Origin of the sequence: Amycolatopsis lurida (assembly GCF_900105055.1) — a bacterium.
GTDB classification, from domain to species: Bacteria; Actinomycetota; Actinomycetes; order Mycobacteriales; family Pseudonocardiaceae; genus Amycolatopsis; species Amycolatopsis lurida.
Window position 1 is genome coordinate 4,275,978 of the sequence record NZ_FNTA01000004.1, and the last position, 24,960, is coordinate 4,300,937.

Below are 24,960 nucleotides of genomic sequence, written 5' to 3' on the forward strand. Positions count from 1 at the left end.
CCTCCGCCGTGCGAATCGGAGGAAGCATGAAACTCTCTGCCCGGCTGGCCGTGGTCGCCGGCGCCGCGCTGACCGCGCTGGCCGCTGTCGCCGCGCCCGCGTCCGCCACGTCGGCGACCACCGACGTCCGGCTGATCACGTTCAACGACCTGCACGGCAACCTCGAACCGCCGTCCGGTTCGAGCGGCCGCGTCACGCTCCCCAGCGGCAAGACCGTCGACGCGGGCGGCGCCGCCTACCTCGCGACGCACCTGAAGAAGCTTCGCGGTGAAGCGCGCAACTCGGTCGTCCTGTCGGCCGGTGACAGCATCGGCGCGTCGCCGGTGATCTCGGCGCTGTTCCACGACGAGCCGACCGTCGAACTGCTGAACCGGCTCGGGGTCGAAGCTTCCGTGGTCGGCAACCACGAATTCGACGAAGGTCTCAAGGAACTCCGGCGGATGCAGCACGGCGGCTGTCACCCGACCGACGGCTGCCAGTTCCGCGAGTCCTTCAAGGGCGCGAACTTCCCCTTCCTCGGGTCCAATGTGTACTACGAGAACGGCTTCCCGGCGCTGCTGCCGTTCAGCATCGAGTTCTCCGGCGGCGTCCCGATCGGCGTCATCGGCGCGACGCTGAAGGATCTGCCGCAGGTCGTCACCCCGGAGGCGATCAAGGGCCTGAAGTTCGGCGAAGAGGTCGAGGCCATCGACCGCACCGCCAAGCTCCTCGACCTGTTCGGGGTCAAGGCACAGGTCGTCCTGCTGCACCAGGGCGACAACTCCGAGACCGCCGGCCCGGACGAATGCAAGGTCAAGCCGGGCGCGGCCACCGCCATCGCGCGGCGCGTGACGTCCACAGTGGACGCCATCTTCACCGGGCACAGCCACCAGCAGTACAACTGCGTCATCGACGACCCCGCGGGCCAACCGCGCCCGGTGATCCAGGGCGCTTCGTTCGGGCGTCTGCTGTCGGTCGTCGACCTGAAGATCGACCGCCGCACCCTCGATGTCGTGCGTGGTGAAACCAAGGCGCACAATCAGATCGTCACCCGCGACGTCGGTCCGGACCGCGACGTGCAGGACCTGATCGACGAGGCCAAGACCAAGGCCGCGCCGATCGCGAACAAGGCCGTCGGCACCATCACCGCGGACCTGACCGCCAAGGGCGCCCCCTCCGGCGAATCGCCGCTCGGCGACGTCATCGCGGACGCCCAGCTCGAAGCCACGAAGTCGAACGGCGCGCAGATCGCGATGACGAACCCGGGCGGGATCCGCACGGACTTCACCCACAAATCGTCGCCGGCCGGCGAAGGCGAAGGCGTCGTGACCTACGGCGAGGCGTTCGCCGTGCAGCCGTTCGCGAACATCATGCAGACCATCACGCTCACCGGGGCCGACCTGAAGAACGTGCTCGAACAGCAGTGGCAGGCCAACGGGGTCGTGCGGATCCTGCAGATCTCGAAGTCGCTGAAGTACTCGTACTCGGCGTCGGCGGCGCAGGGAGAACGCGTCTCGCACCTGACGCTCGACGGCACACCGATCGACCCGGCGGCGTCGTACCGCGTTTCGGTGAACAACTTCCTCGCCGCCGGCGGGGACGGCTTCACCGAGTTCACGAAGGGGACCAACCTGTCGGGTGGTCCGGTGGACCTGGACGCCCTGATCGCGTACTTCGGGGCGCACCCGGGTATCGCGCCGCCCCCCGCGGACCGGATCACCGTCCTGCCGTAACCGCTCCCAAAGGTCCCTTCCTCGCGAAATTCGCGGGGAAGGGACCTTTCACGCGTTCACGGGGTGGTTTTGTCAGTGACCCAGGGCACAATGTCGGCCATGACGACCTGGCAAGAAGTCGTGGAACTGGCGGGCAGGCTGCCCGAGGTCGAGGAGTCCACTTCGTACCGCACGCCGTCGCTCAAGGTCGCGGGCAAGAGCTTCGCCCGGCTGCGCACCGAGGCCGAGGGCGGGCTGATGCTGCTGTGCGAGCACGCGGAGAAGGAGGCGCTGCTGGCCTCCGGCGACCCCGCGTACTTCACCACGCCGCATTACGACGGCTACGGCGCGATCCTCGTCGACCTGGAGAAGGTCGAGAAGACGCAGCTGCGCGAACTCATCGAGGAGGCCTGGCGGATGAAGGCACCCGCCAGGCTCACGAAAGGACTGAACGACTAGCGGAGTTCCCCTTCGAGCAGGCTCATCAGGTACTCGTCGTGCCACTGGCCGTCCCGGCCGCGGAACGACTGCCGATGCCTGCCGTCCACCTGGAACCCGAGCTTCTTGTAGACGTGGATCGCGGCCTCGTTGTCGACCACCACCCACAGCGCGATCATGTGCAGCCGCATCATGTCGAAGCCGTAGCGGCAGAGTGTGCGCATGGCGTCGGTGCCGTAGCCGCCGCCCCAGTGGTCCTTCTCGCCGAGATAGATGTCGAGTTCCGCACGGCCGCCCTCAGGCGTGGCGTCGCGCAGGGTGCAGGTGCCGATCAACGTGCCGACGGCGAGGCTTTCGATCGCGAAGTTCACCTGGCTGAAGCTGTTCGGCTTCCGGTGGGCGAAGCGTTCGCGGATCTGGGCGAGGGATTCCGGGTGGTCAGCGACCAGCCAGCGGGTGACCTCCGGGTCGTTGTGCCAGCGCCACAGCGTGTCCGCGTCCTCGGGTTCCAGCGGGCGCAAGCGGATCAGTTCACCGGTCAGCATCGTCCATCCCAAGATCGGTATCGGACTTTCCAGACTATTGGGCGACACCCGCGAGCAGCCACCGCTTAACGGGGACTTCCAGCAGCACCCTGGCACCGAACGGCTCGATCTCCTCGCCCGCCGCCCAGCCGTCGTACTTCGCCGCCAGCGCCTCGAGAACGTCCGCGCGCAGCGTTCCGCGATGGATGCGTACCAGGCCTTCGGCGACAACCGGCGCGTCGCCGTCTTCCAGCGCGAGACTGACGCGCGGATCATCGCCGACGTTGCGCACCTTCACATTCCGATCGCCGCTGCCGATCCAGAAGACGCCGTCGAGGTAAACGAACCACACCGGCGTGACGTGCGGTGATCCGTCCGGTCGAAGCGTGCACAACCACGCGTTGCGCTCCCGTGCGAGCCGTTCGATAAGCGATTGATCACGTTTCACCTGGTCAGCCTGCCCGAAAGCTAGGGTGCCGGGCGTATGAAGGTCCACCAGTACTGCTACTTCGCCTTGAAGAGCGAAACCGTGACCGCCGGGGAGATCACCGCGCGGCTCGGCATGGAGCCCGACGAGGTCCTGGTACTGGGGTCGCGGTCCGCCGAACACCGGTTGCCGCGGATGCACGCCTGGAAGGTGACGCATCGCGGTTCGGAACCGGTCGACGACCAGATCGAGAGCATGATCGGCAGGCTCGCCCCGGTTCGGCCGGAAATCCGGAAGCTGGTGGACGAAGGCGCCAGCGCGGTGCTGCAAGTGGTGCGGTACTTCCACCACCGTGACGGCGGCGAGGAATTCGGCTGGCACCTCTCGCCCGCCGTGCTCGCGTTCCTCACCGAAGCCGCCGCCGCGCTCGACGTCGACGAGTACGACCTCAGCGAATGAGCTTCCGCCGGTCCGGTGCGCGGCGGGAACGCCGAAGATGGTGGGATGGTGCCCTGCAGCCGGACAACCCCGTTGGGAGCCCAGCATGTCGAGCGAGAACTGGCCGCTGAGTCAGGATCCCGAGTCGCCGGTGATCATCTCCCGGTCGCTGGTGGACGACCCGTCGAACCTCGCGTTCGTCGTACTGGACGACGACGGCGACTGGTTCATCAGTGACGGCAACGAGTTCTCCGAGGACATGGAGGAGAACAAGGACGCGTTCGGCGCGCTGCCGCTGCGGGAAGCGGTGGAACTCATCCCCGAACTCGCCGCGCTCGCCGGCCTCCCCACCGGCATGGCCGCCGACTGGGATCCGGAACGGCGCTCGTGGCTGCTGAGTTCGGTCGCCGACTCGGACGACGACGAGGAAGACCTCCTGGTGCGCGCCGCCCGCCTCGCCGCGTGGACGCATCCGGGCTCGCCGCTGGAGGAAGTCCACGTGAGCACCGAACTCGCCGAGATCTCCACCGACCCCGCCGCCCCGGCCCGCGCCGTGCGCCAGGTCGTCCGGGAGGCCGACGGCAGCTGGCTGCTCGTCGGCTTCCAGGTGCCGGAGAACGAGGACTTCGAGGTCGAGGCCCTCGAAATGGAGCACGCCGTCACGCTGTATCCCGACGTCGCCCTGGTGCTGAGCGCCGCGCCCGGCCAGGTGTACGACCGGCCGAGCGCCGACGCCCCGTGGGAACTCGTCGAAGGCTAGAAGCAGCGCAGCCAGACGGCGTGGCGCCACGACATCCCGTCGGCTTGGACGTCGACGACTCCGAGCTGGACGTGGGTGGCGGCCATGGTGTTCGTGCCGACACAGGTGGGCCCCGATGAGCCATCACGCCAGATGTTGTCGGCGCTGGTCCACCGGGCGCCCGCGAGGATGAAGCCTTCGCCCTTCGATTTGCCGTCCGGTGTCTCGGTGAGCCAGGCAGTGTTCCCGGCCGAGTTCGGCCACGCCCAGCCTTCGACGGTGGTCGGCCGGACGTCGCGGTTCAGCAGCCAGGTCGCTGTCACGGCAACCGCCGTCGCGGCCACGACTGCCGTGACCGCGTGTCTCTTGATCGTCTCGTTCACTCTTTCCGACCGAAGTCGCAGTACATGACGTGCAGCCCGATGCGCCCCAGCGTCGGGTGCTCGAACGCGCCCGGCACAGTTCCGACGATCTCGAACCCGAGCCGTTCATAGATCCGGATCCCGGCCACGTTCGATTCGGCGACCGCGTTGAACTGCATCCCCGCGTAACCCTGCTCCCTGGCCCACTCCAGGGCGTTCACGCACAGCGCGCTCCCGACCCCCTTGCCACGCAAGTCTTTGTCCACCATGAAGCTCGCCGTCGCCACATGCGATCCGGGTCCACCGCGGTTCGGCCCCATCTTGGCCGTTCCGAGCACACGGCCGTCCTCGACCGCGATCACCGTGCGGCCCGGCGGCGCCTCGACCCATGTCCGGCGGGCGTCGTCCTCGGTGAGGTTCGGGTCGTAGGTGTACGTGTCCGCGGCCTGTACGACTTCGCGCACGATCGGCCAGACCTGCGGCCAGTCCTCTTCGGTGAATTCCCGGATCTCCATACCCGGCACGGTAATCAAAACCCCGCCCGGCGGTTCTGGTGCCACCGCCGGGCGAAACCGGAAATCAGGATCAGCCCGGCGCCCGCCAAGGCGGCGCCGATCCAGATCATCGTCGAACCGGATTCCCGCTCGACCCGCGTTCCCGGCGGCAAACCGTCCGCGATCCCGTCGATCTTGGCCTGGACCGAACGATGGTCGAAGACGCTCAGCCCGCCGTCTTCCGCCAGTGCCGCCAGCCAGTGGCGAACGTCGTCGTTCTGCTCGCGGGAGAAACCGGGGAATTCGAGCGAGGACGTCCGGAGCACGCCAGGACCCATGCACCTCAGCGGCTCCCCTGTGGACGCCTCGAGGTACTGGCCTTTCGCCCCGCATTCGTCGCCCACCGCGGCGAAAACGACGGTGTACGGCCCAGGGGCGCTGCCCGTGTTCAGTCCGACGGCGAGGAAGACCCCGCCGAACAGCAGAAGCGGAAGGATCAGCGACCCCGCCAGGACTCTCAGCAGCGCGACCGCCGTACTGTCGCTCGACATTCTCCGCACGATGCGAAAGGTAACCGTGGCGCGGGGGACGGGTCCCCGAAAACTGCTCGGGACTTCTTCTAGGTGAACAACTGGAAGGGTGCCTGACCTGCGGACTTTCCTCGCGCGGGGCGCTCTCGCACGCGCTGTGTCGAAGGGACGCGTGCTCGATTGCGGTTAGTATGGGGCCATGACGACCGCCGGAAGCCCAGACCCGGTTGCGCCTCGTGAGGAGGCTCGACGACTCCTCGAGGCCGTACCCGACGAGCGGGTGTCCGCTGCGTTAGCAGCGCTCAGGCAGCTGGCTGAGGCGCCCTCAGACGCCGAGCCGCCGCGTCGTCGCTTTCGCACGGTAGGTGTGTTCGACGGCGAGCGCGATCTCGGACGGCGGTCCAAGGAGCTGGCTCGTCATGAGCTCGGCGGCGGATCGAGCCAGTCGGCGTGATCTGGTCGACACCGGAGTCGTTGTCGCCATGGGGAACCGGCGCGACAACGACCATGAACGCTGCACCGAACTCCTGGCTTCGACGCTCGAACCACTGATCTTGCCGGAACCACTCCTAGTCGAGATCGGCTACATGCTCGGCTCGCGTGCCGGTGCCGCAGCGGAAGCCGACTTCCTTCGCGATGTCGCCGATGGGCTTTATACCGTCGAGTCGATGATGCTCGCTGACATCGCGCGGGCCGCAGACCTGGTAGAGAAGTACGCGGATCTCCCGCTGGGTACCGCCGATGCGTGCGTCATCGCCGTCGCCGAACGGCTCGGCGTCACGCGTGTGGCCACCCTTGATACGCGGCACTTCTCTGTCGTCAAGCCCAGGCACATTCCCGCGTTCACTTTGTTGCCCTGAAGGCCCGAGGCAAAGCGAAAGCCCCAGGTCCTAAGTGGACATCCACTGACCTGGGGCTTTCGCATCTGAGCGGATGACGGGAATCGAACCCGCGTATTCAGCTTGGGAACCAGGGTGATCATGCTGGAAAGTGACCCTGACCTGCGAATGGCGCTTGCTCGGGGTGGCCGCGATTGACCGTGGTTGACCCCTCTGAATGGCCCGTTAATGGCCCAACGCGCCCCGCCCTGACCTGCGTCTTTGTTCCTGTTCGCTCCGCTTCCCTCGCCCCTGCCATCTCTAGCGCCGGGTCGGTCGTGTCAAGGCACGCTTTCCCGCCTTGATGCGGGCGGCACGGTGTTAGACGCTGAGCAGCGAGGGACACCTTGGTGACCACTGCTGCGCGGTCAGGTGGGCCGGGTGATCTGGCGTTGTGCTCCGTGGTCCCCGGTGGTGGCGGCGCGCTGTGCGGTGCTGCCTCGTCGGCGGGCTCGCCCGGCGGCGCCTGCCGGAGCGGAGCGGGAGGCCGGCGTCCGCCATGGGGCGAAGCCCGCCGTACGGGCGGTGACGTGCGCGCCGCCGGTGGCGGCGCCTTGATCCCATAGAGCCAAGTTCGGCAGATATATTGGAGGTGCATTTGAACGTGTAACTTGCTGTGCGGAATTAGTTTCTTTCGGGGTGACAACTGCAGATTGGGACACTATTGTCAGAGCATGTTGCGAATCGCTCAGCAGGCTGCCGAGCCTGGATGGTGGCAAGTAGTTCCAGCTGTGATTCAATCGGCCTTTTGGGTGATCGTTGGCACGGTTACGGTTTTAACGTATCGGCACGCCAGAAAGACTGTTCTTCAGCCTTTGCGAACGGAATTTTTCAAGCGCCAGATCGACGAACTTGCAGATCTGTTAAAGTACTTCGTGGGATTGGATGAAACGTCTCTTCGCAAGGTTTCTGGACATGATAAATTCTTTGAAGCAAATGTAGTAAAAATGTATGACGTCTACGCGATGGCAAATCTTTCGGTGCGCCCAAAAGATTTAGAGGCGAGGCCGTATGGGCGCAAGTTTTGCCCGCTCAGCGTGTTTATGATGCGCAAGGACGAAGAGCCCCTGATTACTTCTGACATCGAGCCAGTGCTAAAGGTTGACGAGGATGTCACTCATCGAGATCAATACGAGAGGCATAGATTGGCATGGGAAGCGGGATATAAGCACCGCGAGATCCACATCCCGAAACTTTTCGCAGAGTTTGAAGGCAGAATGAATTCTTTTATTCAGAACCCTTATATGCCAAGGAAATGCGTTGTAGAAATTGAGAAGCTGCTCAAGGTTGTGGAGGAGAACTTTTTTGCGCTACCGACGATTATCGAACAAGGTGCAGAGAGGATGTCAGAACACTACCCTACGCTAGATGACATCGTCCACGCCGATACTGGCTGGTTGTATAATTTGTGGAACGACAAGCTGGCGCCTCTGGATCTGCGCGCTAAGGCGATCATTGATTCCGCACGTGAACACTTGGCATCGGACGACTTTATTGGATTGGGGCGAGGTCAGCGTGAAAGTTCATGGAAGATTATCGGCAGGCGTAAAGCGGTCTAATTTATCGTGGACGCAGCTGCGGCAAAGGATGCGATCGCGCTCATCCTTACTGTTGCGCTGCCCTGATTGGAAGGGAGCTTCACAAGTTTCCATCAAAGAAGTCGTTGCGTAAAACCTGATTGGACTAAGTTCTCATAAGCCTTCGTGACGTCTATCGGGATCGCCTGATGTATGGCGAAGCCGCGTTCGGCGTAGACAGTGATGCGCTGGGTGTCGCCGACCAGCATGTTGATGACGCGGTCCACGTCGCCAATGCTCTCGATGTACTCGTCTAACGGCAGGGGCCGTGAAGCGCAGATGACGTCGACCTCGGGCCAGAGCTTCTTGCAGGTCGTAAACGCGCGTCGTTGCTGGTAGGGCCGCGATATGAGGATTGCTGACCGGACCTCGATGCCGCGAGACTCCAGCAGGGCGCGAGTGAGCGTGATGTTGTCCCCGGTGTTCCGCGCCTCGGGCTCGATCAGGATGGCGTCATCGGGTACGCCCAGCTCAAGCGCATGTTCGCGGTAGTGGATGGCCTCGCCGCGCGGAAACCGTTCGATAGTCGTCGGCGCGTTGGCTCCGCTGAAGACGATGAGCGGGAACATCCCGGCGTGGAACAGTTCCGCGGTGAAAGTCGCGACTCCGAGATCATGGCTGCCAAGTCCGATCCCGACGTCGGCAGGCCGGAGTTCATGGTGCATGTCGTGGTAGTCCCAGAGCGTCTGGACGTCGGCGCGGAGGTCGTCCGGCAGGGTGGTCGAGCGCTCGGGCATGGGGTCTCCGGGGTCAGTCGGGGATCTTGAAAGTGTAGGTCCAGGAGAAGCGGCTTGCGGCGTGTACGCCTCGTGCGAATTCGACCACGCGGCCGTCTTCGGTGTACGTGCGGCGTTGCAGGACCATGACGGGTTCGCCTGCGGGGAGTTCGAGCTGTTCGGCCTCGTCGGGCGTCGGCATCCGCGCGTAGAAAGTCTCGGTCATGGTGTCCGGCTCAAGGCCTTGCAGGGTGAGGACCAGGAACCCGCCACCCCGTCCGGCCGGGCCGGGTGTCGGGTCGACGATGGGGGTGCCTTCGACGTCGGCGGGCCGGTAGTAACTGGCAAGTACGTGGGTGGGCTGGCCGGAGTCCTTGACCAGTCGTGCCCGCTCGTAGACCGGTGATCCGACGATGACCCCGAGGGCGTCGGCGACTTCTCGGTCAGCTTCGATCTTGGCGACGGTCTGCGTCTGGTCGGTCGGCTTCCAGTCTCGGCCGGAAGCTTCGCGGTCCGCGACGAAGGCGACGGTATCGCCGTACTTCCACTTGCTTTTCGCATACCGGTCCTTGCCCAGGCGCTTCATGGGCGGGCGAGCACGGATGACTGTCCCGCGTCGTCTGATCGGGGTGACCAGTCCTTCTGCTTCGAGGACGCCGACGGCTTTGCGGACGGTGTTGACGTTGACGTCGTACTCGTTGGCCAGCTCGTCTTGCTTGGGCAGCGTGGTGTCCGGGGCGTAGTCGCCCCGCTGGATCGCGTCTCGCAGGATCGCGGCCAGCTCTCGGTATCCGGTGCCCACCTGGTCCTCCTTCGTCGGTCGATAACGCTAGCGGTATCGCCCCATCATGGTCTACGGAGCCCGATAGAGATAGTTCTATTGACAACGCACGCGACGAAGCGCTTAATAGAACTACCTCTAACAAGGTGTAAGCCCGCTAGGGCTCCAGAGACGACAGGAGACAGACGACATGGCGATCGCCAAGGGACACCGTTTCGAGATCGACTTTGATGCTGCGTTCCCGCTGGGGCTGGTGATGGTCGGTGAAGTCGCGCCGGACAACGAGTACCAGTCGCGGGAAGACCGGTCCGCTGGCCGACCTGTTCGTCAGCGGGTGGACGAAGTGACGGGCAAGCGCCAGTGGAAGGTCACGGTCACCGATCCGAGCGAGACCAACTCCAAGCGTGCGTCTTACGACGTCACGTTCCTGGCAGATGTGCAGCCGGTGCCGACGACGTCGGAGGTGCTGCCGGGTATGCGACCGATCGAGCTGGAGGGGCTGACGGCTGAGCCGAAGGTGGCTGGTCAGGGCGAGTTCAAATACCAGTCCTATCTGTTCCGCGCGACTGGCTTCAAGGCCGTTGCATCGGGTGGCGCGTCGAAGTCTGGCCGAGCCTCCAACGCTGCCGAGTCCACGCCCAAGGCAGCGTGATGACGGGCCGGGTGCCTGGCAGTCAGGGCGTCGCCGTGGTTCCACCGCACCTGGTCCAGGCCTGGGAGGCGGCATACCGCCACTACAGCTTGATGACACAGCGGACCGCACACGGTGGGGACGCGCTGGCGGCGCATGACATGGCCGTCGCTTCCTTGGCGGTGGCCTCGGCGTGGCGGGAGTTAGCGACGCAGGGCCAGTTGCCGTGGTGGGTGCTGGCTGCGGTGACGGCGGCGGCTGAGGGGTTCGAGGAGAACGCGCGGTCGTGGGAGATCCGTGCTTACAGCGAGGAGGGGCAAGGTCGTGGCGTTCAACGCGATGTGGAAGCCGGGGTCGCAGGCGGTCGCGGGGATGCAGGGCAATGGTTCGGCGAACCCGGCGCTGGTGATCTATCTAGATCCGGACAGCCTGGCGATCCTGCCGCCGTCCGACCCGGCCGCGTGGCCGGAGTTCATCCGGCTCCTTCGCCAAATCCGCGACAGCGCGGACGAACTGGCCGTCTTCCTCGACAAGCACAAGGCGGTGCGTGATGACGACGCCCGGCCGGAATGAGCCACAGACATTGGCGGACGCGCACCTGGTCGCCTCGGCTCATCGTCCGAAGCCGGGGTCGAATCTGACGACCTGGCTGAAGTTCCATCAGGCCAACGCCCGCATGTACCGGGCCGTGTCCGATGTGGACCGAGGTCACCACCACGAACTCCGTTACTGGGTGGGCTATGAGGAGCGGAAAGCGGAGGAGGTGGCCGCGCAGATTCAGAAGAACAAGTCGGAAGCTAGCTGAAATCTGAATAGCTGTCGGGAAAACGTGCGTGGGGACGTGCGGCATACAAACACGTCTCCATGCGCTTCCCGTGTCTCGTAAGGCGCAGAACCGGTACCTGGCCTAGGAAACCTCGCCGGTCCTGCGCTGTCCACAACCTCTGGAAGTGAACAATGACAACGCTAAACGATGGCAACAAGCGGCCGCTAGACGGGGTCACCCGAACGCGCTGCACAGTCTGTAAGCGGTTCGCGAAGCTGCTGCCCGGTGAGACGGAATGTGCTCCCTGCCGGGGAATGCTGCCGCTGGATCTGACCGGCGGTGGTCGCCGATGAACGCGAACGGGATCGGTGTTCTTCTCGTCGGTGGCGGGGTGCTGGGTGTGGTGGTGTGGCTGCTGCACAAGCTCGGCCGCGCGTTGGCCACGATCGCGGAAGTTCTGGCTGCGGCTGCGGTAGTGTTCATTGCTCTGTGGTCGGCGGTGAAGTTGTTGGTGTGGTTGGGAAAGCAGGTATTTGCGCACTGGCGGACCAGTCTCGGCGTGGTCGCTGTGGCGGTCTGGTGGCAGTGGCTCGGCTGGCTCTCGCTGGCCGTCACCGTGGGTTCGGTCGCGGTGGTCCTGACGGTGTGGCGGCTGGTCGACGTGGTGTCGTTCGACAGGTGCTGTGGCCGGTTCATGCGGGCGTGGTGGCTGCGCTGGTTCACCTACGCCCGGAAACTGCCGGGCTGGTTGCACGCCTGCGGCCTGTCGATCTCTGACGGCACCGTGCCCGTGGAAGTGACAGTCAACCTGGTCGGCCGTCGTCGGAAGGCGGTCTCGCGTACTGCGGGCGGTGGCGCTGCGGTGCAGGTGCCGAAGGTGCTGGGTGTGAAGTCGGGGCCGTCGTGGGATGAGGTCCGTGTCCGGCTCGTGCCTGGGCAGAAGCCGGAGGACTTCGACGACGCCGCCCGTGCGCTGGCCGTGGCTCGCAAGGTCACGCGGTGCCAGGTGCGGGAGCTGGAACCCAACGTCGTCTCGCTCGACTTTCAGCGCCGCGACCTTCTTGAAGCTTCGGTGGATTGTGCGGAGCTGCCTGAGCTGACGGCTGTCGACGGCGTGGATCTGCGGCGGGTGTTCGCCGGGCGCACCGAGTACGGGACGGACTGGCGGCTGCCGCTGACTGGTCCGGGCGCGCACATGCTCGTCGCCGGGGCTACAGGGGCCGGGAAGAACTCCGTCATGTGGTCTCCGCTGGTGTCGGCTGCCTCGGCGATCCGGGCCGGGACGGTGCGTGTCTCGGGGATCGACCCGAAGGGGATGGAACTCGCGTACGGGCGTGGGATCTTCGCCCGTTACGGGGTTGCGGGTAAGGAAGCGATCGCGGTCCTGGATGACTTGCTCGGCGGTCTTGAGTCCCGTAAGCGCGAGTTCGCCGGGCTCACCCGTGCGGTTCCGATTTCCACGGAGAACCCGTTGGAGGTGCTGGAGTTCGACGAGATCGGAGCGCTGACCAAGTACACCGACCGCAAGACCCGCGAAGCCATCGTCGAACGGGTCGCCATCCTGACCACCCAAGGCCGGGCGCTCGGCTACACGGTGCGCGGGTATGTGCAGGAGCCGACGAAGGACACCGTTCCCGTGCGGGAGCTGTTCCCCCGCCGGGTCTGTCTGCGGGTCACGTCGAAGACGCACGTCGGGATGGTCCTCGGTGACGGCGCGTACGAGCGGGGCGCGTGGGCGAATCGGATCGAGGAGTCGGCTGCTGGTGTCGGCTACATCTGGGGCGAGGGCATACGAGAACCGCTGCGGGTGCGTGCTGGCTGGGTGCCGGACGAGACGGTCAAGGCGCTGGAGACCTACGTGACCAACGGCGGCGCCCACGTAATCGACCTTCCCGTTCGCCGTGGTGGAGAGGAGGTGGCGGCGTGAACCGCGTTCTGGTTTTCCTCGATGCGATCCGCGACCACCTCGACTCCTACGCCTTTCCGCCAGTTGCGTCCGTGCGGGTTGGTACTGGCTCGGATCCGGTGTCTGTCCAGCTCGATACCGACCGTCTGACGGACGTGGCGCGGAGCTTGGTCGTCTGGGCGGATTCGCTGGAGAACGTGACTGCCTCGATCTGGCGGGTGCCTCACGGCGGCAGCGTGCATCTGGAAGTGCAGGGTCGGACTCCCTGTGGCATCCCGGTCGTGGTCTACGGCGGAGTCCGGTTCGACGAAGTGACTTTCCCGGACCTGCCTGCGGGGATTCGGCAGGAGATGCCGGTGTTCGTGCTGCGGCAGTGGAACAGCGCCGGGGAGGTGGCAGCGTGACAGGAACCAAGGAAGCCGCGGTGACCCCGCCGGCCAACTCACGGGCCGCCCGGATGCGCGAACCTCTCGCGTCGGACGTGGTGAAGGCGACCGCTGAGAAGCACGGCGTCTGTGTTCGGCCGTTCACGATAGAGGTCGGGGACACCGAGACCGGCGAACTCCGTTACGTCCCCGTTCCCTGCGGCTCGACGGTCGAATCGGTATGCCTGCCGTGCGCTCGGAAGGCGAAGGCGCTGCGACAGGTCCAGTGCCGTGAAGGCTGGCACATGACCGAGGAACCCGACTTCACCTCAGAGTCGCCGACCGAGGCGCAGACGGAGCTGCTTGCGTTCCGGGCTGACCTCGTCGCGGCCTACCGCGAAGTGAGCGACCAGGCGGAGGCCGACGAACTGCGGGAAGAGATCCAGGGAGTCGACGACGAACTTCGGCAACTCGGGATGCGTGGCCGTCTCCCGTCGATCGACCTGCCCATCAAGAAGGCGGTGAAGCGGTCGACGAAGCGGCGGCAGGACGCGCCGAACCTGCCTCGACGCAAGGTCGCCAAGACCACGCTCGGACGGGAGTACGCGGGACGGTTCCGGCCGTCGATGTTCGTCACGCTCACCTGCGACACCTACGGCCCGGTCCGCTCGGACGGCGCGCCGGTCGATCCGTCGACCTATGACTATCGGCGGGCGGCTCGGGACGCGGTCCACTTCTCCGCGCTCGTGGACCGGTGGTGGCAGAACCTCCGGCGGGTCGTGGGCTGGGACGCGCAGTACTTCGCGACCGTGGAACCGCAGCGGCGGGCTGCTCCGCACCTGCACGCGGCGATTCGGGGATCGGTCCCGCATGACGTGATCCGCCAAGTCACCGAAGCGACCTATCACCAGGTCTGGTGGCCAGAGCACGACCAGGTGGTCTACGTCGACCGGATGCCGCTGTGGGACGGCGACCGCCGGGTGTTCGTCGACCCCGACACCCGCGAACCGCTGACCGACTGGGACGACGCTGTTGAAGCCGTGGAAAACCCGGCGCACGTGGTCACCTTCGGCCGTCAGGTGCACTCCAAGGGCATCCTCGGCGGCTCGGAGGAAGCCGGGCGGCACATCGGCTACCTGACCAAGTACCTCACCAAGTCCACCGGTCAGGTCGTGGAAGCCGACACGACGCGGCAGAGGGATCACCACGACCGGTTGCACGCGGAGCTGTCGGTGACGCCCTGCTCGCCTCGGTGCGCGGTGTGGCTGCTGTATGGCATCAATCCCAAGGGCGCCAACGGAAAGACCACCCCTGGGCAGTGCAAAGGACGGGCGCATCGGCGGACCACGCTCGGGCTCCCGGGGCGGCGGGTGCTGGTGTCGCGCAAGTGGTCGGGGAAGACGCTCGTCGACCACAAGGCGGACCGGAAGGCGTTCGTGATCGAAGCACTGGCGGCGGTCGGGATCGAGAAACCGGCACCCGATCCGGCTCGACTGGTCTGGCGCAAGGTCGACTCCGGCGACGTGAACGTGCCTCCTCGGGACCACCTGGTGATGCACGCGATTTCGGAACGGATCACGTGGAAAGCCGAGTACGACAAGGCATTGCTCGCCGCGCAGAGTCCGCCGGATCTTTCGGCAACTCCGCTGGCGGCTTAGGAACTGGGGAGGCGAACGTGGGAAAGAACTACCTGACAGTCGAAGAAGCAGCCGAGTACCTGAACACGCGCGTCCGGTTCGTGCGGCGGTTGATCGCGGAGAGGCGCGTGGCGTTCCACAAGGTCGGCGTACACGTGCGGTTCACCATCGCTGATCTTGAGGAGTTCATCCAGGCCGGTCGGGTCGAGCCGATCACGCGGGCTTCGGTGATCCGGGACCTCGGAAGGGCGGCCTGACATGGCGAGTAAGCGAGGGCGTCGGGGTTTTGGCAATGTCCGGCAACGAGCATCGGGGAAGTGGCAGGCGCGTTATCCGGGACCGGACGGCCAGATGCGGAACGCTCCGACGATGTTCGCCAGCAAGCGCACGGCCGAACAGTGGTTGTCCGTAACCGAAACGCAGATCATCAAAGGCGAATGGATCGACCCTGAGAAGGCGAAGGTCACACTCGGGAACTATGCGGACCAGTGGATTACACAGCGACCTGGCCTGCGTCCGCGCACTGTCGAGTTGTACCGGTGGCTTCTGCGGAAGCACATCGAAGCGGATCTCGGCGGCGTCGAACTGGGCAAGTTGTCGACGGCGATCGTTCGGCAATGGCGTGCGGATCGGCTGGCGGCAGGAGTGTCCGAGTCGGTCACTGCCAAGGCATACAGGCTGCTGCGAGCAATCCTGACCACGGCGGTCGACGAGGACAAGATCTTGCAGCGGAACCCTTGCCGCGTGCGGGGTGCCGACAAGGAAAATCCGGCGGAGCGGCCGATTCTGACCGTTCCTCAGGTGTTCGACCTGGCCGGGCGGATGCCGGAGCGGTTCCGGGCGCTCGTGCTGCTGGCCGCGTTCGCGTCGCTCCGTTGGGGTGAGGTGTCTGCGCTGCGGCGGTGTGACGTCGCGGAGGATGGGAGTTGGGTCCGGATCTCGCGGGCGCTGGTCGAGGTTCCGGGTCGCGGGCTGATCGTGGGTCCGCCGAAGTCGCGGGCAGGAGTGCGGACGTTGATCGTTCCGGCTGCGATTCGGCGGGACGTGGTGAAGCACCTCGACGCGTTCGTGAAGCCGGAGCACGACGCGCTGCTGTTCACCGGTGAGCGTGCGGGCAACCCGGTGCGTCGGCCGAACTTCAGTCAGCGGACGAAGTGGACGGAGGTCGTGGCGAAGATGGGGCTCAAGGGTCTGCACTTCCATGACCTCCGGCACGCGGGCAACATCTGGGCGTCGAAGGCGGGCACGTCGACCAAAGACCTCATGGCGCGGATGGGGCATGACGACATGCGGGCGGCGCTCATCTACCAGCGGGCGACCAGCGACGCTGACGAACGGATCGCTGATCGGCTGTCGAAGCTCGTCGACCAGCACCGGACGGGCAACGCGGATGACGATGACGACGGTCTGAGTGGCCAGCCGGTCCCGGTCGGCTAATGGCCCGTTAATGGCCCAGCCGGAAGATCGGCCGGACAAAGCGAAAGCCCCAGGTCCTAAGTGGACATCCACTGACCTGGGGCTTTCGCATGAGAGCGGATGACGGGAATCGAACCCGCGTATTCAGCTTGGGAAGCTGATGTTCTACCATTGAACTACATCCGCAGTGCGCCGCCAGCATACATGGTCCGGATCTGCCCTTGCCAAGCCCCACCCCATCCTTGACGCCGCCCGCAAAAGTGACAACACTTGTTGTCGACCTCGGAGGTGATCCGGATGGGTGAGCGGCTGCCTGATCCCGAACTGTTCCGTCAAGGCGGGTTCCGGGTCGCGTCGAGGTTGTTCATCGAGGGCGACATCAGGGGCGACGAGCGCCAGGTGGCCCGGTTGCGGCGGTTCGCGCAGCGGGAGGATCCGGCGGCCGACGTGCTGGTGCCGTTGTTGCGCCAGGGTGCCCAAGGCCAGTTCGAACAGGCGCTGCGGCAAGGGATCGACAGCGTCGAGAGTCCGCCGGAGGAGCTCGAAGCCTTCTTCCGCGACGTCGAGGCGACGCCGTACTGGGTCGATCCGGACCGGTTGGATCGTGGAGCGCGGGCGATCACGCGCGCCGGGTTGCTCGGTCTCTTCCCGCTCGGCGACGTCTCGCTGATGGGCGGCTATCTCGCGTCGCGCGCCACGAAGGCGCTCGTCGGCACCGGTGAGATCGAGTACAAGGCGGCGCGACGCCTCGTCGAGACGGCGACGTGGTGGATCCACGTCACGACACCGGGCGCGCTGGTGCCCGGCGGGCGCGGGTACGAGTCCGCGTTGCGGGTGCGGATCGTGCACGCGCACGTCCGCGCGGCCATGAACCGCCGCAAGGACTGGGATTACGCCGCTTGGGACAAGCCGGTCAACCAGGTCCAGACCGCGGGCACGCTCCTGCTCTTCTCGCTCGTCTACGTCTTCGGCACGCAACTGCTCGGGCTCCGCTACAGCGCCCGCGAGCGCGCCGACATCCTGCACCTTTGGCGTTACGTCGGCTGGCTGATGGGCGTCGACGAGGAACTCCTGCCCGCCGGCGAGGACGACGCCTGGCGTCTGCTGTGGCTGCTCGCCACCACCGAGTTCATCCCGGACGACGATTCCAAACGGCTCGCCGCGGCGCTGATGAAGTCCCACGCCGGGATCGGCGAGGGCCGGGGCGCGCTCGGCAAGGTCCTTTCGCACGTGTCGGTCGCCGGGCACGGGGCGATCAGCAGGCTCCTGCTGGGCAAGACCAACGCCGACTTCCTGGAGCTGCCCGACGATCCGGTCGCGCAGGCGGCCGTGGTCGCGGTGGCGGGCGTCAACTTCGCCGCCGAGACGGTCCGGCGGGTGGTGCCCGGCGCGACGGCGCTCCAGGAGCTGCTCGGGGCCGCCGGGCGGCGCCACTACCTGCGGCAGGTCACCAAGGTGTTCGGGCTCGACCCGACCTACGGCAGGCACATGAAGGCCGCTTGACTACGCTGATCGCGTGCTCCTCAGCGACCGTGACCTCCGTAAAGAGCTCGACGCCGGCCGTCTCGGCGTCGACCCGTTCGACCCGATGATGGTCCAGCCGTCGAGCATCGACGTGCGACTCGACCGCTACTTCCGCGTGTTCGACAACAGCAAGTACACGCATATCGACCCGCAGCTCCAGCAGGACGAGCTGACCTCGCTGGTCGAGAAGGAGGGCGAAGACCCCTTCGTCCTTCACCCCGGGGAGTTCGTCCTCGGCTCCACCTACGAGACCGTCACGCTCGCCGACGACCTCGCCGGCCGTCTGGAAGGCAAGTCCTCCCTCGGCCGCCTCGGGCTGCTCACGCACTCCACCGCGGGCTTCATCGACCCCGGCTTCTCCGGTCACATCACGCTGGAGCTGTCGAACGTCGCCAACCTGCCGATCACGCTCTGGCCGGGCATGAAGATCGGCCAGCTCTGCATCTTCCGCCTGTCCAGCGCGGCGGAGTTCCCGTACGGCTCGAACGAGGCCGGTTCGCGCTACCAGGGGCAGCGGGGGCCGACCCCGAGCCGTGCGTACAAGAACTTCCACCGCGTCGACACCTGGCGCTAAGCCACCGGGGCTTCCCAGTCGATCCGGTGCCGCCACATGAAGGCGTTCGGGTCCTCCTTCGGCGGGTTCTTGAACGCGCGCGTGAGGAAGAAGTCCCGGATCACCCGTCCGACGGGGCCGACCGCTTTCGCGTCGCCGTTGCGCTTGCCGCGCTCGACGACGGCTTCGACGCGCTCGCGGCGCAGCCCTTCGTAGACGGCGAGCGCCTGGGGAATCGAGGGCACGTCACGCAGGCATCGCGCCAGCGTGACGGCGTCCTCGATGGCCATCGCGGCGCCTTGCCCAGCCGCCGGTGAGGTCGCGTGGGCGGCGTCGCCGATGATGACCATCCGGTTCGTCCGCCAGGTCGGCACGCTCGGGAAGTCGTACGTCGCCCACGGCCGGTAGATCTCCGGTGTCGCGCGCACGATCCGCGCGGCCGGGGTGCGGTCCACCGCCAGCTGCCGGATCAGGCCCTCTCGCCAGGTGGTCGTCACGGCGAGGTCGGCCGGAGATGGCTCATGCTTCCGAGGGACGTTCGCGAACCACCAGACGCCGCCGGCTGGGTGGACGACGTGAGTGAAGAAGAGCCGTTTGCCGAACGTCATGTGCATGACGCCGGGTTCGTCGTCCAGCCGCAGGCCTTCGGTCACGCCGCCGGTGTTCAGCAGAGGCACGTAGCGCGGTGACGGCGCCCGCGGGTCGATGATCGTCCGCACCCGCGAGCGGAGCCCGTCCGCGCCGATCACCAGGTCGCCCTCGGCCGACGAGCCGTCCTCGAAGGTCGCGAGGACGCCCGAAGCGGTCTCGCGTGCGTCGGCCAGACGCTTGCCGTAGCGGATCTCGATGCCGCGTCTGACGGCTTCGTCGCGAAGTCCGATGTACAGCTCGGAGCGCAGCACGGTCTGGCTCACGGTGCCGTCCTCAAGCCGTCCACCGAGCGCGAGGTCGGCCAGTTCGCGGCCGTCGCCCAGCCGCATCTTGATCTGCGGCGTGTCGAAGCCCAGGCCTTTGACCAGGCTTTTCAGGCCCAATGGCCCCAGCGCGTCGAGGCCGTTCACCGCCAGGGTCAGGAACGCGCCGACTCCTTCCGCGGTCCGGTCGTACGCCTCGTGGATCACCGGCTCGTGACCCGTCTCGTGCAGGGCGATCGCCGTGATCGTGCCCGCGATGCCCCCGCCGGCGATCAGTACCTTCGCCATGTAGTTCACCCCATCGAATATCTTAGAAACTAATTCGTTCTGTCGAACTAAAGACTCGGCTAGGCTGGCCGCTGTGTCAAGCGAGCGAGCTGAACTGATCGAACGAGTCCTCGGTGGGTCGCGGGCGCTGTCGACCGAGACGGTCATGTTCCACACCGCGATCGCCGAGCAGCGCGGCCTTTCGGTCGTCGAAAGCAAGGTGACCGACTACCTCGCCCGCTTCGGGCCGCAGACGCCGAAGGCGCTCTCTCGGCTTGCGGGGCTCGCGCCGGCCTCGATCACCGCGCTCATCGACAGGCTCGAGAGCAAGGGGATCGTCGCGCGGAAGCCGCATCCCGAGGATCGGCGGAAGGTGCTCATCGAGATCGACGGGGCGGCGATGGCCTCGGTCGCGCCGTTGTGGGACCACCTGGTGAAGTCGGTCCGCGAGGCCTGTGAGAACTACACGGACGGGGAACTGGAGACCGTGATCCGGTTCCTCGCCGACGCGACGGCGATCACGCACGACTCCACAGGTCGCCTCGGCCGCTGACCGGTATTACTACTTTCGGGGGTATTGCCGTAACCAGTTCGTGATAGTTTTCGGCCCCGTGTCCCCCAATAGAACACGAAGCCGGTTACTGCTGGTCACGCTCAGCGTCCTGCTGGGCGGAGTGATCGCCAGTGCGAGCTACCTGATGGTGACCGATCGGTTCCAAGGTACTGCGCTGAGTAATCTGTCACTGAGTGTTCCCGACACCAAGGGCAGGCCCGGCGAGGCCCTCGCGAAGCCTCCTTCCTACTTCGGTCAGACGTCCGCTCCGGCCCCTGGCGGCCCCGCGGCCGGTTCGCCCGCGCCGACGTCGTCTTCGGCCGCGCCCACGTCATCCTCCGCGCCGCCCACCTCGTCGTCCGCCGCGGCCGAGCCGCCCGCGCAGACCTCCGAGGCCCCCAAGCCTTCGTCGAGCAAGGCGCCGGAGCCGCCTCGTTCGCAGGACAGCTCGCTCGCCGGGCAGGTCATCGATCTCGTCAACGCCGAGCGGGCCGACGCCGGTTGCTCGCCGGTGAGCAACGAGTCGCATCTCGCCGCCGCCGCGCAGGGCCACAGCGACGACATGTCCGCCCGCAACTACTTCTCGCACACGACACCGGAAGGCGTCACGTTCGACCAGCGCATCCGCGCCGCCGGCTACGACAAGCCGGGTGCCGAGAACATCGCCAAGGGCCAGTCGAGCGCCGCCAAGGTGATGGACGCCTGGATGAACTCCGCGGGGCACCGCGCGAACATCCTCAACTGCAAGCTGAAGAAGATCGGTGTCGGCGTCAACACCAAGGGCATGTACTGGACGCAGAACTTCGGCTACTGACCCTTGCCCCACTCGCCGTAGCGCGCCAGCACGGCCGCGCGCAGTTCGGCGTCCGTGCGGGGGACGGGTTCGATGAACACCTCGGTGACGTCGCCGAACGTCTCCGCCAGTTCGGCCGCCATCCGGACGCAGGCGCGTTCGACCTCCGCGGCGCCCAGGGAATCGTCGAAATCGACGCGGGCGCAGACGAGCACCTGATCGGTGCCCATCAGCATGGTCTGCAGGTCGACGACGGCCTCGATCTCGGGCGTGCCCATCAGGTGGTCCCGGACCCCGCGCACCAGCCTGGGATCGGCCTGCCTGCCGATCAGCAGGCCGCGGTTGGTGCGCCCGAGTACGTAGGCGACGAGTGCCAGCAGCACCCCGATCGCGATCGACGCCGCGCCGTCCCAGACGTGCGATCCGGTGAGCTGGTGCAGCCCGATCCCCGCGAACGCGAGCAGCAGGCCGATCAGGGCGGCCGTGTCCTCGAACAGGACGGTCTTCGGAGCCGGGTCGTCGATCATCCGCAGGTAGACCGAGACCTTCTGGCCCGATTCCGCGGCGTCGCGCCGCACCTGCCGCACGGCCTGGAACCACGAGACGGACTCCAGGGCGAACGCGATCGCGAGGACGACGTAACCGACGATCGGATCGGTCTGCTCGGTCTCCTCGCCGAAGACCGTCGAGAAGCCTTCGTAGAGCGCGAACATCGCGCCGGAGGCGAAGATCGACACCGCCGCGAGCAGCGACCAGAAGTACCGCTCCTTGCCGTAGCCGAACGGGTGAACGCGGTCGGCGGGGCGGTCCGACCGTTTCAACGCGGTCAGCAGGAGGACTTCGGTGATCGTGTCGGCCACCGAGTGCGCGGCCTCCGACAGCATCGCGCCGGAGCCGGTGATGATCCCGGCGATCAGTTTCAGCACGGCGATGGCGAGGTTGACCCCGCCGGCCAGCACCACGGTCAGGGTGCTCTCGTCACCGGATTCTTCACTCACCTTGCGTAGCGTAGTGCGAGTGCGGTGATCTCACAGGCGACGCAAACCCTGCAGGACACGTTCCATCAAGGCGAGTGCCGGATGACCGTCGAATTCAGCCTGTGTTTCATGAACGGTGACCAAACCGAGTTCGGCCATATCACCCAAAAGGACCTTTGCAACGCCGAGTGGAACGCATAGTGACGCCGCTACTTCGGCGACGGAAGTCGGCCGCCGGCAGAGAGTTCTCACGGAATGGAATTCGACGCTGAACCCCGGCGCGTTCCACGGCGCGTCGTTCCGGACGGAAATCATCGCTTCGATCGCGAAGTTCCGTTTGGACTGTGTGCGTCCGCCCGTGCGGACGTACGGGCGGACGCGCGTGCGACGACGTTCCTGCCGCGGCGGCCGCCGGGCGGCCGGGATGCTGGGGATGGTCGCTTCCTGAGCCATCCTGGCGAATGCCGCGGACGAAGGGACGCGGGCGGGCGGGCGAACGGTCGGCGATCCCGGCAGCGCGAGCCGGTGTTCCTTGACCGAGCGGAGTTCGTGCCGGTTGCCCATTGATTTCCTCGCCCCTTTTTCCGGATCCGCTGCAGCCTATCGCCACGGTGTACCGCCGAACGGGTAACGGGACCGAATGGTCCGGACGCCATAAAACAAGAGGGGACATTCTCTCGCATTATGTGCGAGAGAATGTCCCCTCCGGATGTGACGTTCTACTTGTCTTCCTCCGGCAGCGGCGTTCCGGTGGCCGTTTCGTCGGTGGGCACGTCGGCCTTTCCGTCGAGTTCGGCGTCCGAGACGGCGTCCAGCGAGGGCGCCCCCGCGGGGACCAGCTGCGGCTCCGGCTTCCGCTTGACGGCGGTCAGCAGCAGCTGGGCGACGTCGACGACCTCGACCTTCTCGCTCGCCTGCCCGTCGCTCTGGCGCGCTGTGACGCCGTCGGTGAGCATCACGCGGCAGAACGGGCAGCCGGTCGCGATCTTGGACGGGGCGGTGCCGAGCGCTTCGTCGACGCGTTCGACGTTGATGCGCTTGCCGATCTTCTCTTCCATCCACATGCGCGCGCCACCGGCGCCACAGCACATCGAGCGGTCGCCGTGCCGCGGCATTTCGCGCAGCTGCGCGCCCGAAGCGCCGACGAGCTCACGAGGAGCGTCGTAGACCTTGTTGTGGCGGCCCAGGTAGCACGGGTCGTGGTAGGTGACGTCCTCGGCGACCGGGGCCACCGGGGTCAGGTGCTTCTCCCGCACCAGGCGGTTGAGCAGCTGCGTGTGGTGCACGACGTCGAACTGGCCGCCCAGCTCCGGGTACTCGTTCGCGAGAGTGTTGAAGCAGTGGGCACAGGTGACGACCACCTTGCGCGCCTTGCGTTCGCGACCCTCGAACACCGAGTTCAGGATCTCGACGTTCTGCTGCGCCAGCATCTGGAACAGGAACTCGTTGCCCGCGCGGCGGGCCGGGTCGCCGGTGCAGGACTCCTCCGAGCCGAGCACGGTGTACTTGACGCCGGCGATGTGCAGCAGCTCCGCGACGGCGCGCGTGGTCTTCTTCGCTCGGTCCTCGAACGCGCCGGCGCAGCCGACCCAGAAGAGGTATTCGGTGTCGCCGAGGTCGCCGTCGAACACCGGCACCTCGAAGTCCAGGTCCTCGGTCCAGGCGAGCCGGTCCTTGGCGTTCTGGCCCCACGGGTTGCCCTTGTTCTCCAGGTTCTTGAACATCCCGTTGAGCTCGCTGGGGAACGCGGATTCGATCATCACCTGGTAGCGGCGCATGTCGACGATGTGGTCGACGTGCTCGATGTCCACCGGGCACTGCTCGACACAGGCGCCGCAGGAGGTGCAGGACCACAGCACCTCGGGGTCGATCACGCCACCGTCGTCGCCGATGAGGGCCTTCTGGGACTCGGCGATCGCGAGGACGTCGATACCCGCGTACATGTTGTCGCCGGACAGGCCGATCTCGTCACCGGCCATGTCACGCTTGCCGCCCGCGAGCAGGTACGGCGCCTTCGCGTAGGCGTGGTCGCGAAGCTGCGTGATGAGCAGCTTCGGCGACAGCGGCTTGCCGGTGTTCCACGCGGGGCACTGCGACTGGCAGCGGCCGCATTCGGTGCAGGTGGAGAAGTCCAGCCAGCCCTTCCAGCTGAAGTCTTCGATCTTGCCGACGCCGAAGGTGTCCTCGTCCGGGTCCGCCTCTTCGAGGTCGAGCACCTTGCCGTTGCTCATCATCGGCTTGAGCGCGCCCAGCGCGACGCCGCCGTCGTCCTCGCGCTTGAAGTAGATGTTGAAGAAGGCGCTGAACCGGTGCCAGGCGATGCCCATGGTCATCGTGCGCGCGATGACGATCAGCCAGATCGTGGCGCTCATCAGCTTGACGAACGCGAACACCGACACCAGGTTCGGGCTGGCGGGCAGCAGCTCACCGATCGGGTGCGAGACGAATGCCGCCCAGATCGGGGTTTCGTGGACGTTCAGCGCGGACTTCGCGGCGCGGACGCCGATGATGCCGATGCCCTCGATGAGCACGACGGCCTCGATGAAGTACGCCCACTTGAAGTTGGAGCCCTGGAAGCGGGACTGCCGGTCGGCGCGGCGCGGGTGGTTCTTCTGGCGGACCCAGATCAGCACCACGATGCCGACGATGGTGCCGACCCCGAGCAGTTCCATGAGCAGCTGGAACAGCGACCAGTCGTCGAGGATGGGCCAGCCCCACGTGGGGACGAAGACCTCGCCGTACGCCTCGAACAGGGCGAGTGACCCGAGCAGGAAGCCCCACATGACCAGCCAGTGCGCCGGGCCGACGCTCTTGACCTTGTTCATCCGGGTGTGCGCGGCGAATTCCTTGATCAGGGTCTTCATACGCGGGATGAACGGGCCGTTGCGGGTCGAGTCCGGCTGACCGAGGCGGATCACCCGCACGAAGCGGGCGATGGTCGCGAAGAACATTCCCCAGGCGACGACGCCGAGCAGGACCGAGATCCCGCCGAGCGTCAGCTGTACAGCGCCCATCGTCGGGTGCCTTTCGTCCGAGTGAAGCGTGTGGTGGTTCGGGCAGACT

29 protein-coding genes and 1 tRNA gene are annotated in these 24,960 nt (G+C 66.2%); 18 read left to right on the plus strand and 12 right to left on the minus strand.

Annotated features, from left to right (window positions below; genetic code table 11):
* Nucleotides 1-26 precede the first annotated feature (26 nt).
* Entirely contained in the window at nucleotides 27-1,712 is a 1,686-nt protein-coding gene (locus tag BLW75_RS25385) for a bifunctional metallophosphatase/5'-nucleotidase (RefSeq protein WP_034314091.1), read from the plus strand.
* Between the two features lie 99 nt (nucleotides 1,713-1,811).
* Complete coding sequence (locus tag BLW75_RS25390) at nucleotides 1,812-2,150, plus strand: MmcQ/YjbR family DNA-binding protein (RefSeq protein ID WP_034314411.1); 339 nt, start codon at nucleotides 1,812-1,814, stop codon at nucleotides 2,148-2,150.
* Here the strand turns inward: BLW75_RS25390 and BLW75_RS25395 are convergent.
* Together BLW75_RS25395 and BLW75_RS25400 are read right to left on the minus strand one after the other, a co-directional pair.
* Nucleotides 2,147-2,674: a GNAT family N-acetyltransferase gene (locus tag BLW75_RS25395; RefSeq protein WP_034314087.1), complete on the minus strand. Its 528-nt coding sequence runs from the start codon at nucleotides 2,672-2,674 to the stop codon at nucleotides 2,147-2,149. The genes BLW75_RS25390 and BLW75_RS25395 overlap by 4 nt on opposite strands.
* Before the next feature lie 34 nt (nucleotides 2,675-2,708).
* Nucleotides 2,709-3,101, minus strand: coding sequence for a pyridoxamine 5'-phosphate oxidase family protein (locus BLW75_RS25400; protein WP_034314085.1), 393 nt, complete (start codon nucleotides 3,099-3,101; stop codon nucleotides 2,709-2,711).
* A gap of 36 nt (nucleotides 3,102-3,137) precedes the next feature.
* On the opposite strand from BLW75_RS25400, the gene BLW75_RS25405 reads away from it, so the two are divergent.
* Nucleotides 3,138-3,539 carry a DUF4279 domain-containing protein gene (locus tag BLW75_RS25405; protein ID WP_034314082.1) on the plus strand — a complete coding sequence of 134 codons (402 nt, stop codon included), beginning with the start codon at nucleotides 3,138-3,140 and terminating at the stop codon, nucleotides 3,537-3,539.
* Between the two features lie 85 nt (nucleotides 3,540-3,624).
* On the plus strand, nucleotides 3,625-4,278 hold the full coding sequence (locus BLW75_RS25410; RefSeq protein WP_034314079.1) for a hypothetical protein: 654 nt from the start codon (nucleotides 3,625-3,627) through the stop codon (nucleotides 4,276-4,278).
* On the opposite strand, the gene BLW75_RS25415 is transcribed toward BLW75_RS25410, so the two are convergent.
* Genes BLW75_RS25415 through BLW75_RS25425 form a run of 3 tightly spaced genes read right to left on the minus strand, consistent with a single transcriptional unit; the run spans nucleotide 4,275 to nucleotide 5,664 of the window.
* Nucleotides 4,275-4,580: a hypothetical protein gene (locus BLW75_RS25415; protein ID WP_143055356.1), complete on the minus strand. Its 306-nt coding sequence runs from the start codon at nucleotides 4,578-4,580 to the stop codon at nucleotides 4,275-4,277. The two genes, BLW75_RS25410 and BLW75_RS25415, sit on opposite strands and share 4 nt — an antisense overlap.
* A gap of 56 nt (nucleotides 4,581-4,636) precedes the next feature.
* Entirely contained in the window at nucleotides 4,637-5,134 is a 498-nt protein-coding gene (locus tag BLW75_RS25420; protein ID WP_034314074.1) for a GNAT family N-acetyltransferase, read from the minus strand.
* 14 nt (nucleotides 5,135-5,148) lie between these two features.
* Nucleotides 5,149-5,664 carry a hypothetical protein gene (locus tag BLW75_RS25425; RefSeq protein WP_241783687.1) on the minus strand — a complete coding sequence of 172 codons (516 nt, stop codon included), beginning with the start codon at nucleotides 5,662-5,664 and terminating at the stop codon, nucleotides 5,149-5,151.
* A gap of 398 nt (nucleotides 5,665-6,062) precedes the next feature.
* On the opposite strand from BLW75_RS25425, the gene BLW75_RS25435 reads away from it, so the two are divergent.
* Both BLW75_RS25435 and BLW75_RS42390 read left to right on the plus strand, forming a co-directional pair.
* On the plus strand, nucleotides 6,063-6,503 hold the full coding sequence (locus BLW75_RS25435) for a type II toxin-antitoxin system VapC family toxin (RefSeq protein ID WP_091598326.1): 441 nt from the start codon (nucleotides 6,063-6,065) through the stop codon (nucleotides 6,501-6,503).
* A gap of 692 nt (nucleotides 6,504-7,195) precedes the next feature.
* Nucleotides 7,196-8,080 carry a hypothetical protein gene (locus tag BLW75_RS42390; protein WP_143055357.1) on the plus strand — a complete coding sequence of 295 codons (885 nt, stop codon included), beginning with the start codon at nucleotides 7,196-7,198 and terminating at the stop codon, nucleotides 8,078-8,080.
* Nucleotides 8,081-8,172: 92 nt separating this feature from the next.
* On the opposite strand, the gene BLW75_RS25440 is transcribed toward BLW75_RS42390, so the two are convergent.
* On the minus strand, nucleotides 8,173-8,835 hold the full coding sequence (locus tag BLW75_RS25440) for a YdcF family protein (protein WP_034324952.1): 663 nt from the start codon (nucleotides 8,833-8,835) through the stop codon (nucleotides 8,173-8,175).
* Nucleotides 8,836-8,848: 13 nt separating this feature from the next.
* A complete protein-coding gene (locus BLW75_RS25445) occupies nucleotides 8,849-9,616 on the minus strand; it encodes a GntR family transcriptional regulator (RefSeq protein WP_034324950.1) in 768 nt (255 codons plus the stop codon).
* Nucleotides 9,617-9,785: 169 nt separating this feature from the next.
* On the opposite strand from BLW75_RS25445, the gene BLW75_RS25450 reads away from it, so the two are divergent.
* The 8 genes from BLW75_RS25450 to BLW75_RS25485 all read left to right on the plus strand — a co-directional run bounded on the left by BLW75_RS25450 (nucleotide 9,786) and on the right by BLW75_RS25485 (nucleotide 16,337).
* On the plus strand, nucleotides 9,786-10,247 hold the full coding sequence (locus BLW75_RS25450) for a hypothetical protein (RefSeq protein WP_034324884.1): 462 nt from the start codon (nucleotides 9,786-9,788) through the stop codon (nucleotides 10,245-10,247).
* 303 nt (nucleotides 10,248-10,550) lie between these two features.
* The gene (locus tag BLW75_RS25455; RefSeq protein WP_034324883.1) at nucleotides 10,551-10,799 is read left to right on the plus strand and encodes a hypothetical protein; all 249 of its coding nucleotides are present in this window, start codon (nucleotides 10,551-10,553) and stop codon (nucleotides 10,797-10,799) included.
* Nucleotides 10,777-11,031 carry an AMED_5909 family protein gene (locus BLW75_RS25460; RefSeq protein WP_034324880.1) on the plus strand — a complete coding sequence of 85 codons (255 nt, stop codon included), beginning with the start codon at nucleotides 10,777-10,779 and terminating at the stop codon, nucleotides 11,029-11,031. The genes BLW75_RS25455 and BLW75_RS25460 overlap by 23 nt, the downstream gene beginning before the upstream one ends.
* Before the next feature lie 310 nt (nucleotides 11,032-11,341).
* Nucleotides 11,342-12,919 carry an FtsK/SpoIIIE domain-containing protein gene (locus tag BLW75_RS25465; RefSeq protein WP_034324878.1) on the plus strand — a complete coding sequence of 526 codons (1,578 nt, stop codon included), beginning with the start codon at nucleotides 11,342-11,344 and terminating at the stop codon, nucleotides 12,917-12,919.
* Complete coding sequence (locus BLW75_RS25470) at nucleotides 12,916-13,302, plus strand: hypothetical protein (protein WP_034324876.1); 387 nt, start codon at nucleotides 12,916-12,918, stop codon at nucleotides 13,300-13,302. The genes BLW75_RS25465 and BLW75_RS25470 overlap by 4 nt, the downstream gene beginning before the upstream one ends.
* Before the next feature lie 53 nt (nucleotides 13,303-13,355).
* Nucleotides 13,356-14,921, plus strand: a complete 1,566-nt coding sequence (locus BLW75_RS25475; protein ID WP_034324886.1) for a replication initiator — start codon at nucleotides 13,356-13,358, stop codon at nucleotides 14,919-14,921.
* A 17-nt stretch (nucleotides 14,922-14,938) separates the two neighbouring features.
* Nucleotides 14,939-15,157 carry a helix-turn-helix domain-containing protein gene (locus tag BLW75_RS25480; RefSeq protein WP_034324873.1) on the plus strand — a complete coding sequence of 73 codons (219 nt, stop codon included), beginning with the start codon at nucleotides 14,939-14,941 and terminating at the stop codon, nucleotides 15,155-15,157.
* Nucleotide 15,158: 1 nt separating this feature from the next.
* Nucleotides 15,159-16,337: a tyrosine-type recombinase/integrase gene (locus tag BLW75_RS25485; protein ID WP_034324870.1), complete on the plus strand. Its 1,179-nt coding sequence runs from the start codon at nucleotides 15,159-15,161 to the stop codon at nucleotides 16,335-16,337.
* A 94-nt stretch (nucleotides 16,338-16,431) separates the two neighbouring features.
* On the opposite strand, the gene BLW75_RS25490 is transcribed toward BLW75_RS25485, so the two are convergent.
* Nucleotides 16,432-16,502 (minus strand) — tRNA-Gly (locus BLW75_RS25490).
* A gap of 111 nt (nucleotides 16,503-16,613) precedes the next feature.
* Between BLW75_RS25490 and BLW75_RS25495 the strand changes: the two genes are divergently transcribed.
* Together BLW75_RS25495 and dcd are read left to right on the plus strand one after the other, a co-directional pair.
* Entirely contained in the window at nucleotides 16,614-17,819 is a 1,206-nt protein-coding gene (locus BLW75_RS25495; protein ID WP_034312318.1) for an oxygenase MpaB family protein, read from the plus strand.
* Nucleotides 17,820-17,832: 13 nt separating this feature from the next.
* Entirely contained in the window at nucleotides 17,833-18,414 is a 582-nt protein-coding gene (gene dcd / locus BLW75_RS25500; RefSeq protein WP_034312321.1) for a dCTP deaminase, read from the plus strand.
* Here the strand turns inward: dcd and BLW75_RS25505 are convergent.
* Nucleotides 18,411-19,595 (minus strand): FAD-dependent oxidoreductase, encoded by a 1,185-nt coding sequence (locus BLW75_RS25505; RefSeq protein WP_034312639.1) that lies wholly within the window; start codon nucleotides 19,593-19,595, stop codon nucleotides 18,411-18,413. The two genes, dcd and BLW75_RS25505, sit on opposite strands and share 4 nt — an antisense overlap.
* Before the next feature lie 73 nt (nucleotides 19,596-19,668).
* Here BLW75_RS25505 and BLW75_RS25510 point away from each other — a divergent pair, with 73 nt between their 5' ends.
* Entirely contained in the window at nucleotides 19,669-20,127 is a 459-nt protein-coding gene (locus tag BLW75_RS25510; RefSeq protein ID WP_034312324.1) for a MarR family winged helix-turn-helix transcriptional regulator, read from the plus strand.
* A gap of 121 nt (nucleotides 20,128-20,248) precedes the next feature.
* Nucleotides 20,249-20,941 carry a CAP domain-containing protein gene (locus BLW75_RS25515; RefSeq protein ID WP_091598332.1) on the plus strand — a complete coding sequence of 231 codons (693 nt, stop codon included), beginning with the start codon at nucleotides 20,249-20,251 and terminating at the stop codon, nucleotides 20,939-20,941.
* Here the strand turns inward: BLW75_RS25515 and BLW75_RS25520 are convergent.
* The 3 genes from BLW75_RS25520 to BLW75_RS25530 all read right to left on the minus strand — a co-directional run bounded on the left by BLW75_RS25520 (nucleotide 20,935) and on the right by BLW75_RS25530 (nucleotide 24,911).
* Nucleotides 20,935-21,918: a cation diffusion facilitator family transporter gene (locus BLW75_RS25520; RefSeq protein ID WP_034312329.1), complete on the minus strand. Its 984-nt coding sequence runs from the start codon at nucleotides 21,916-21,918 to the stop codon at nucleotides 20,935-20,937. The genes BLW75_RS25515 and BLW75_RS25520 overlap by 7 nt on opposite strands.
* 30 nt (nucleotides 21,919-21,948) lie before the next feature.
* On the minus strand, nucleotides 21,949-22,350 hold the full coding sequence (locus tag BLW75_RS25525) for a DUF742 domain-containing protein (protein WP_241783610.1): 402 nt from the start codon (nucleotides 22,348-22,350) through the stop codon (nucleotides 21,949-21,951).
* A gap of 266 nt (nucleotides 22,351-22,616) precedes the next feature.
* Nucleotides 22,617-24,911 carry a (Fe-S)-binding protein gene (locus tag BLW75_RS25530; RefSeq protein WP_034312333.1) on the minus strand — a complete coding sequence of 765 codons (2,295 nt, stop codon included), beginning with the start codon at nucleotides 24,909-24,911 and terminating at the stop codon, nucleotides 22,617-22,619.
* Nucleotides 24,912-24,960: the final 49 nt, after the last annotated feature.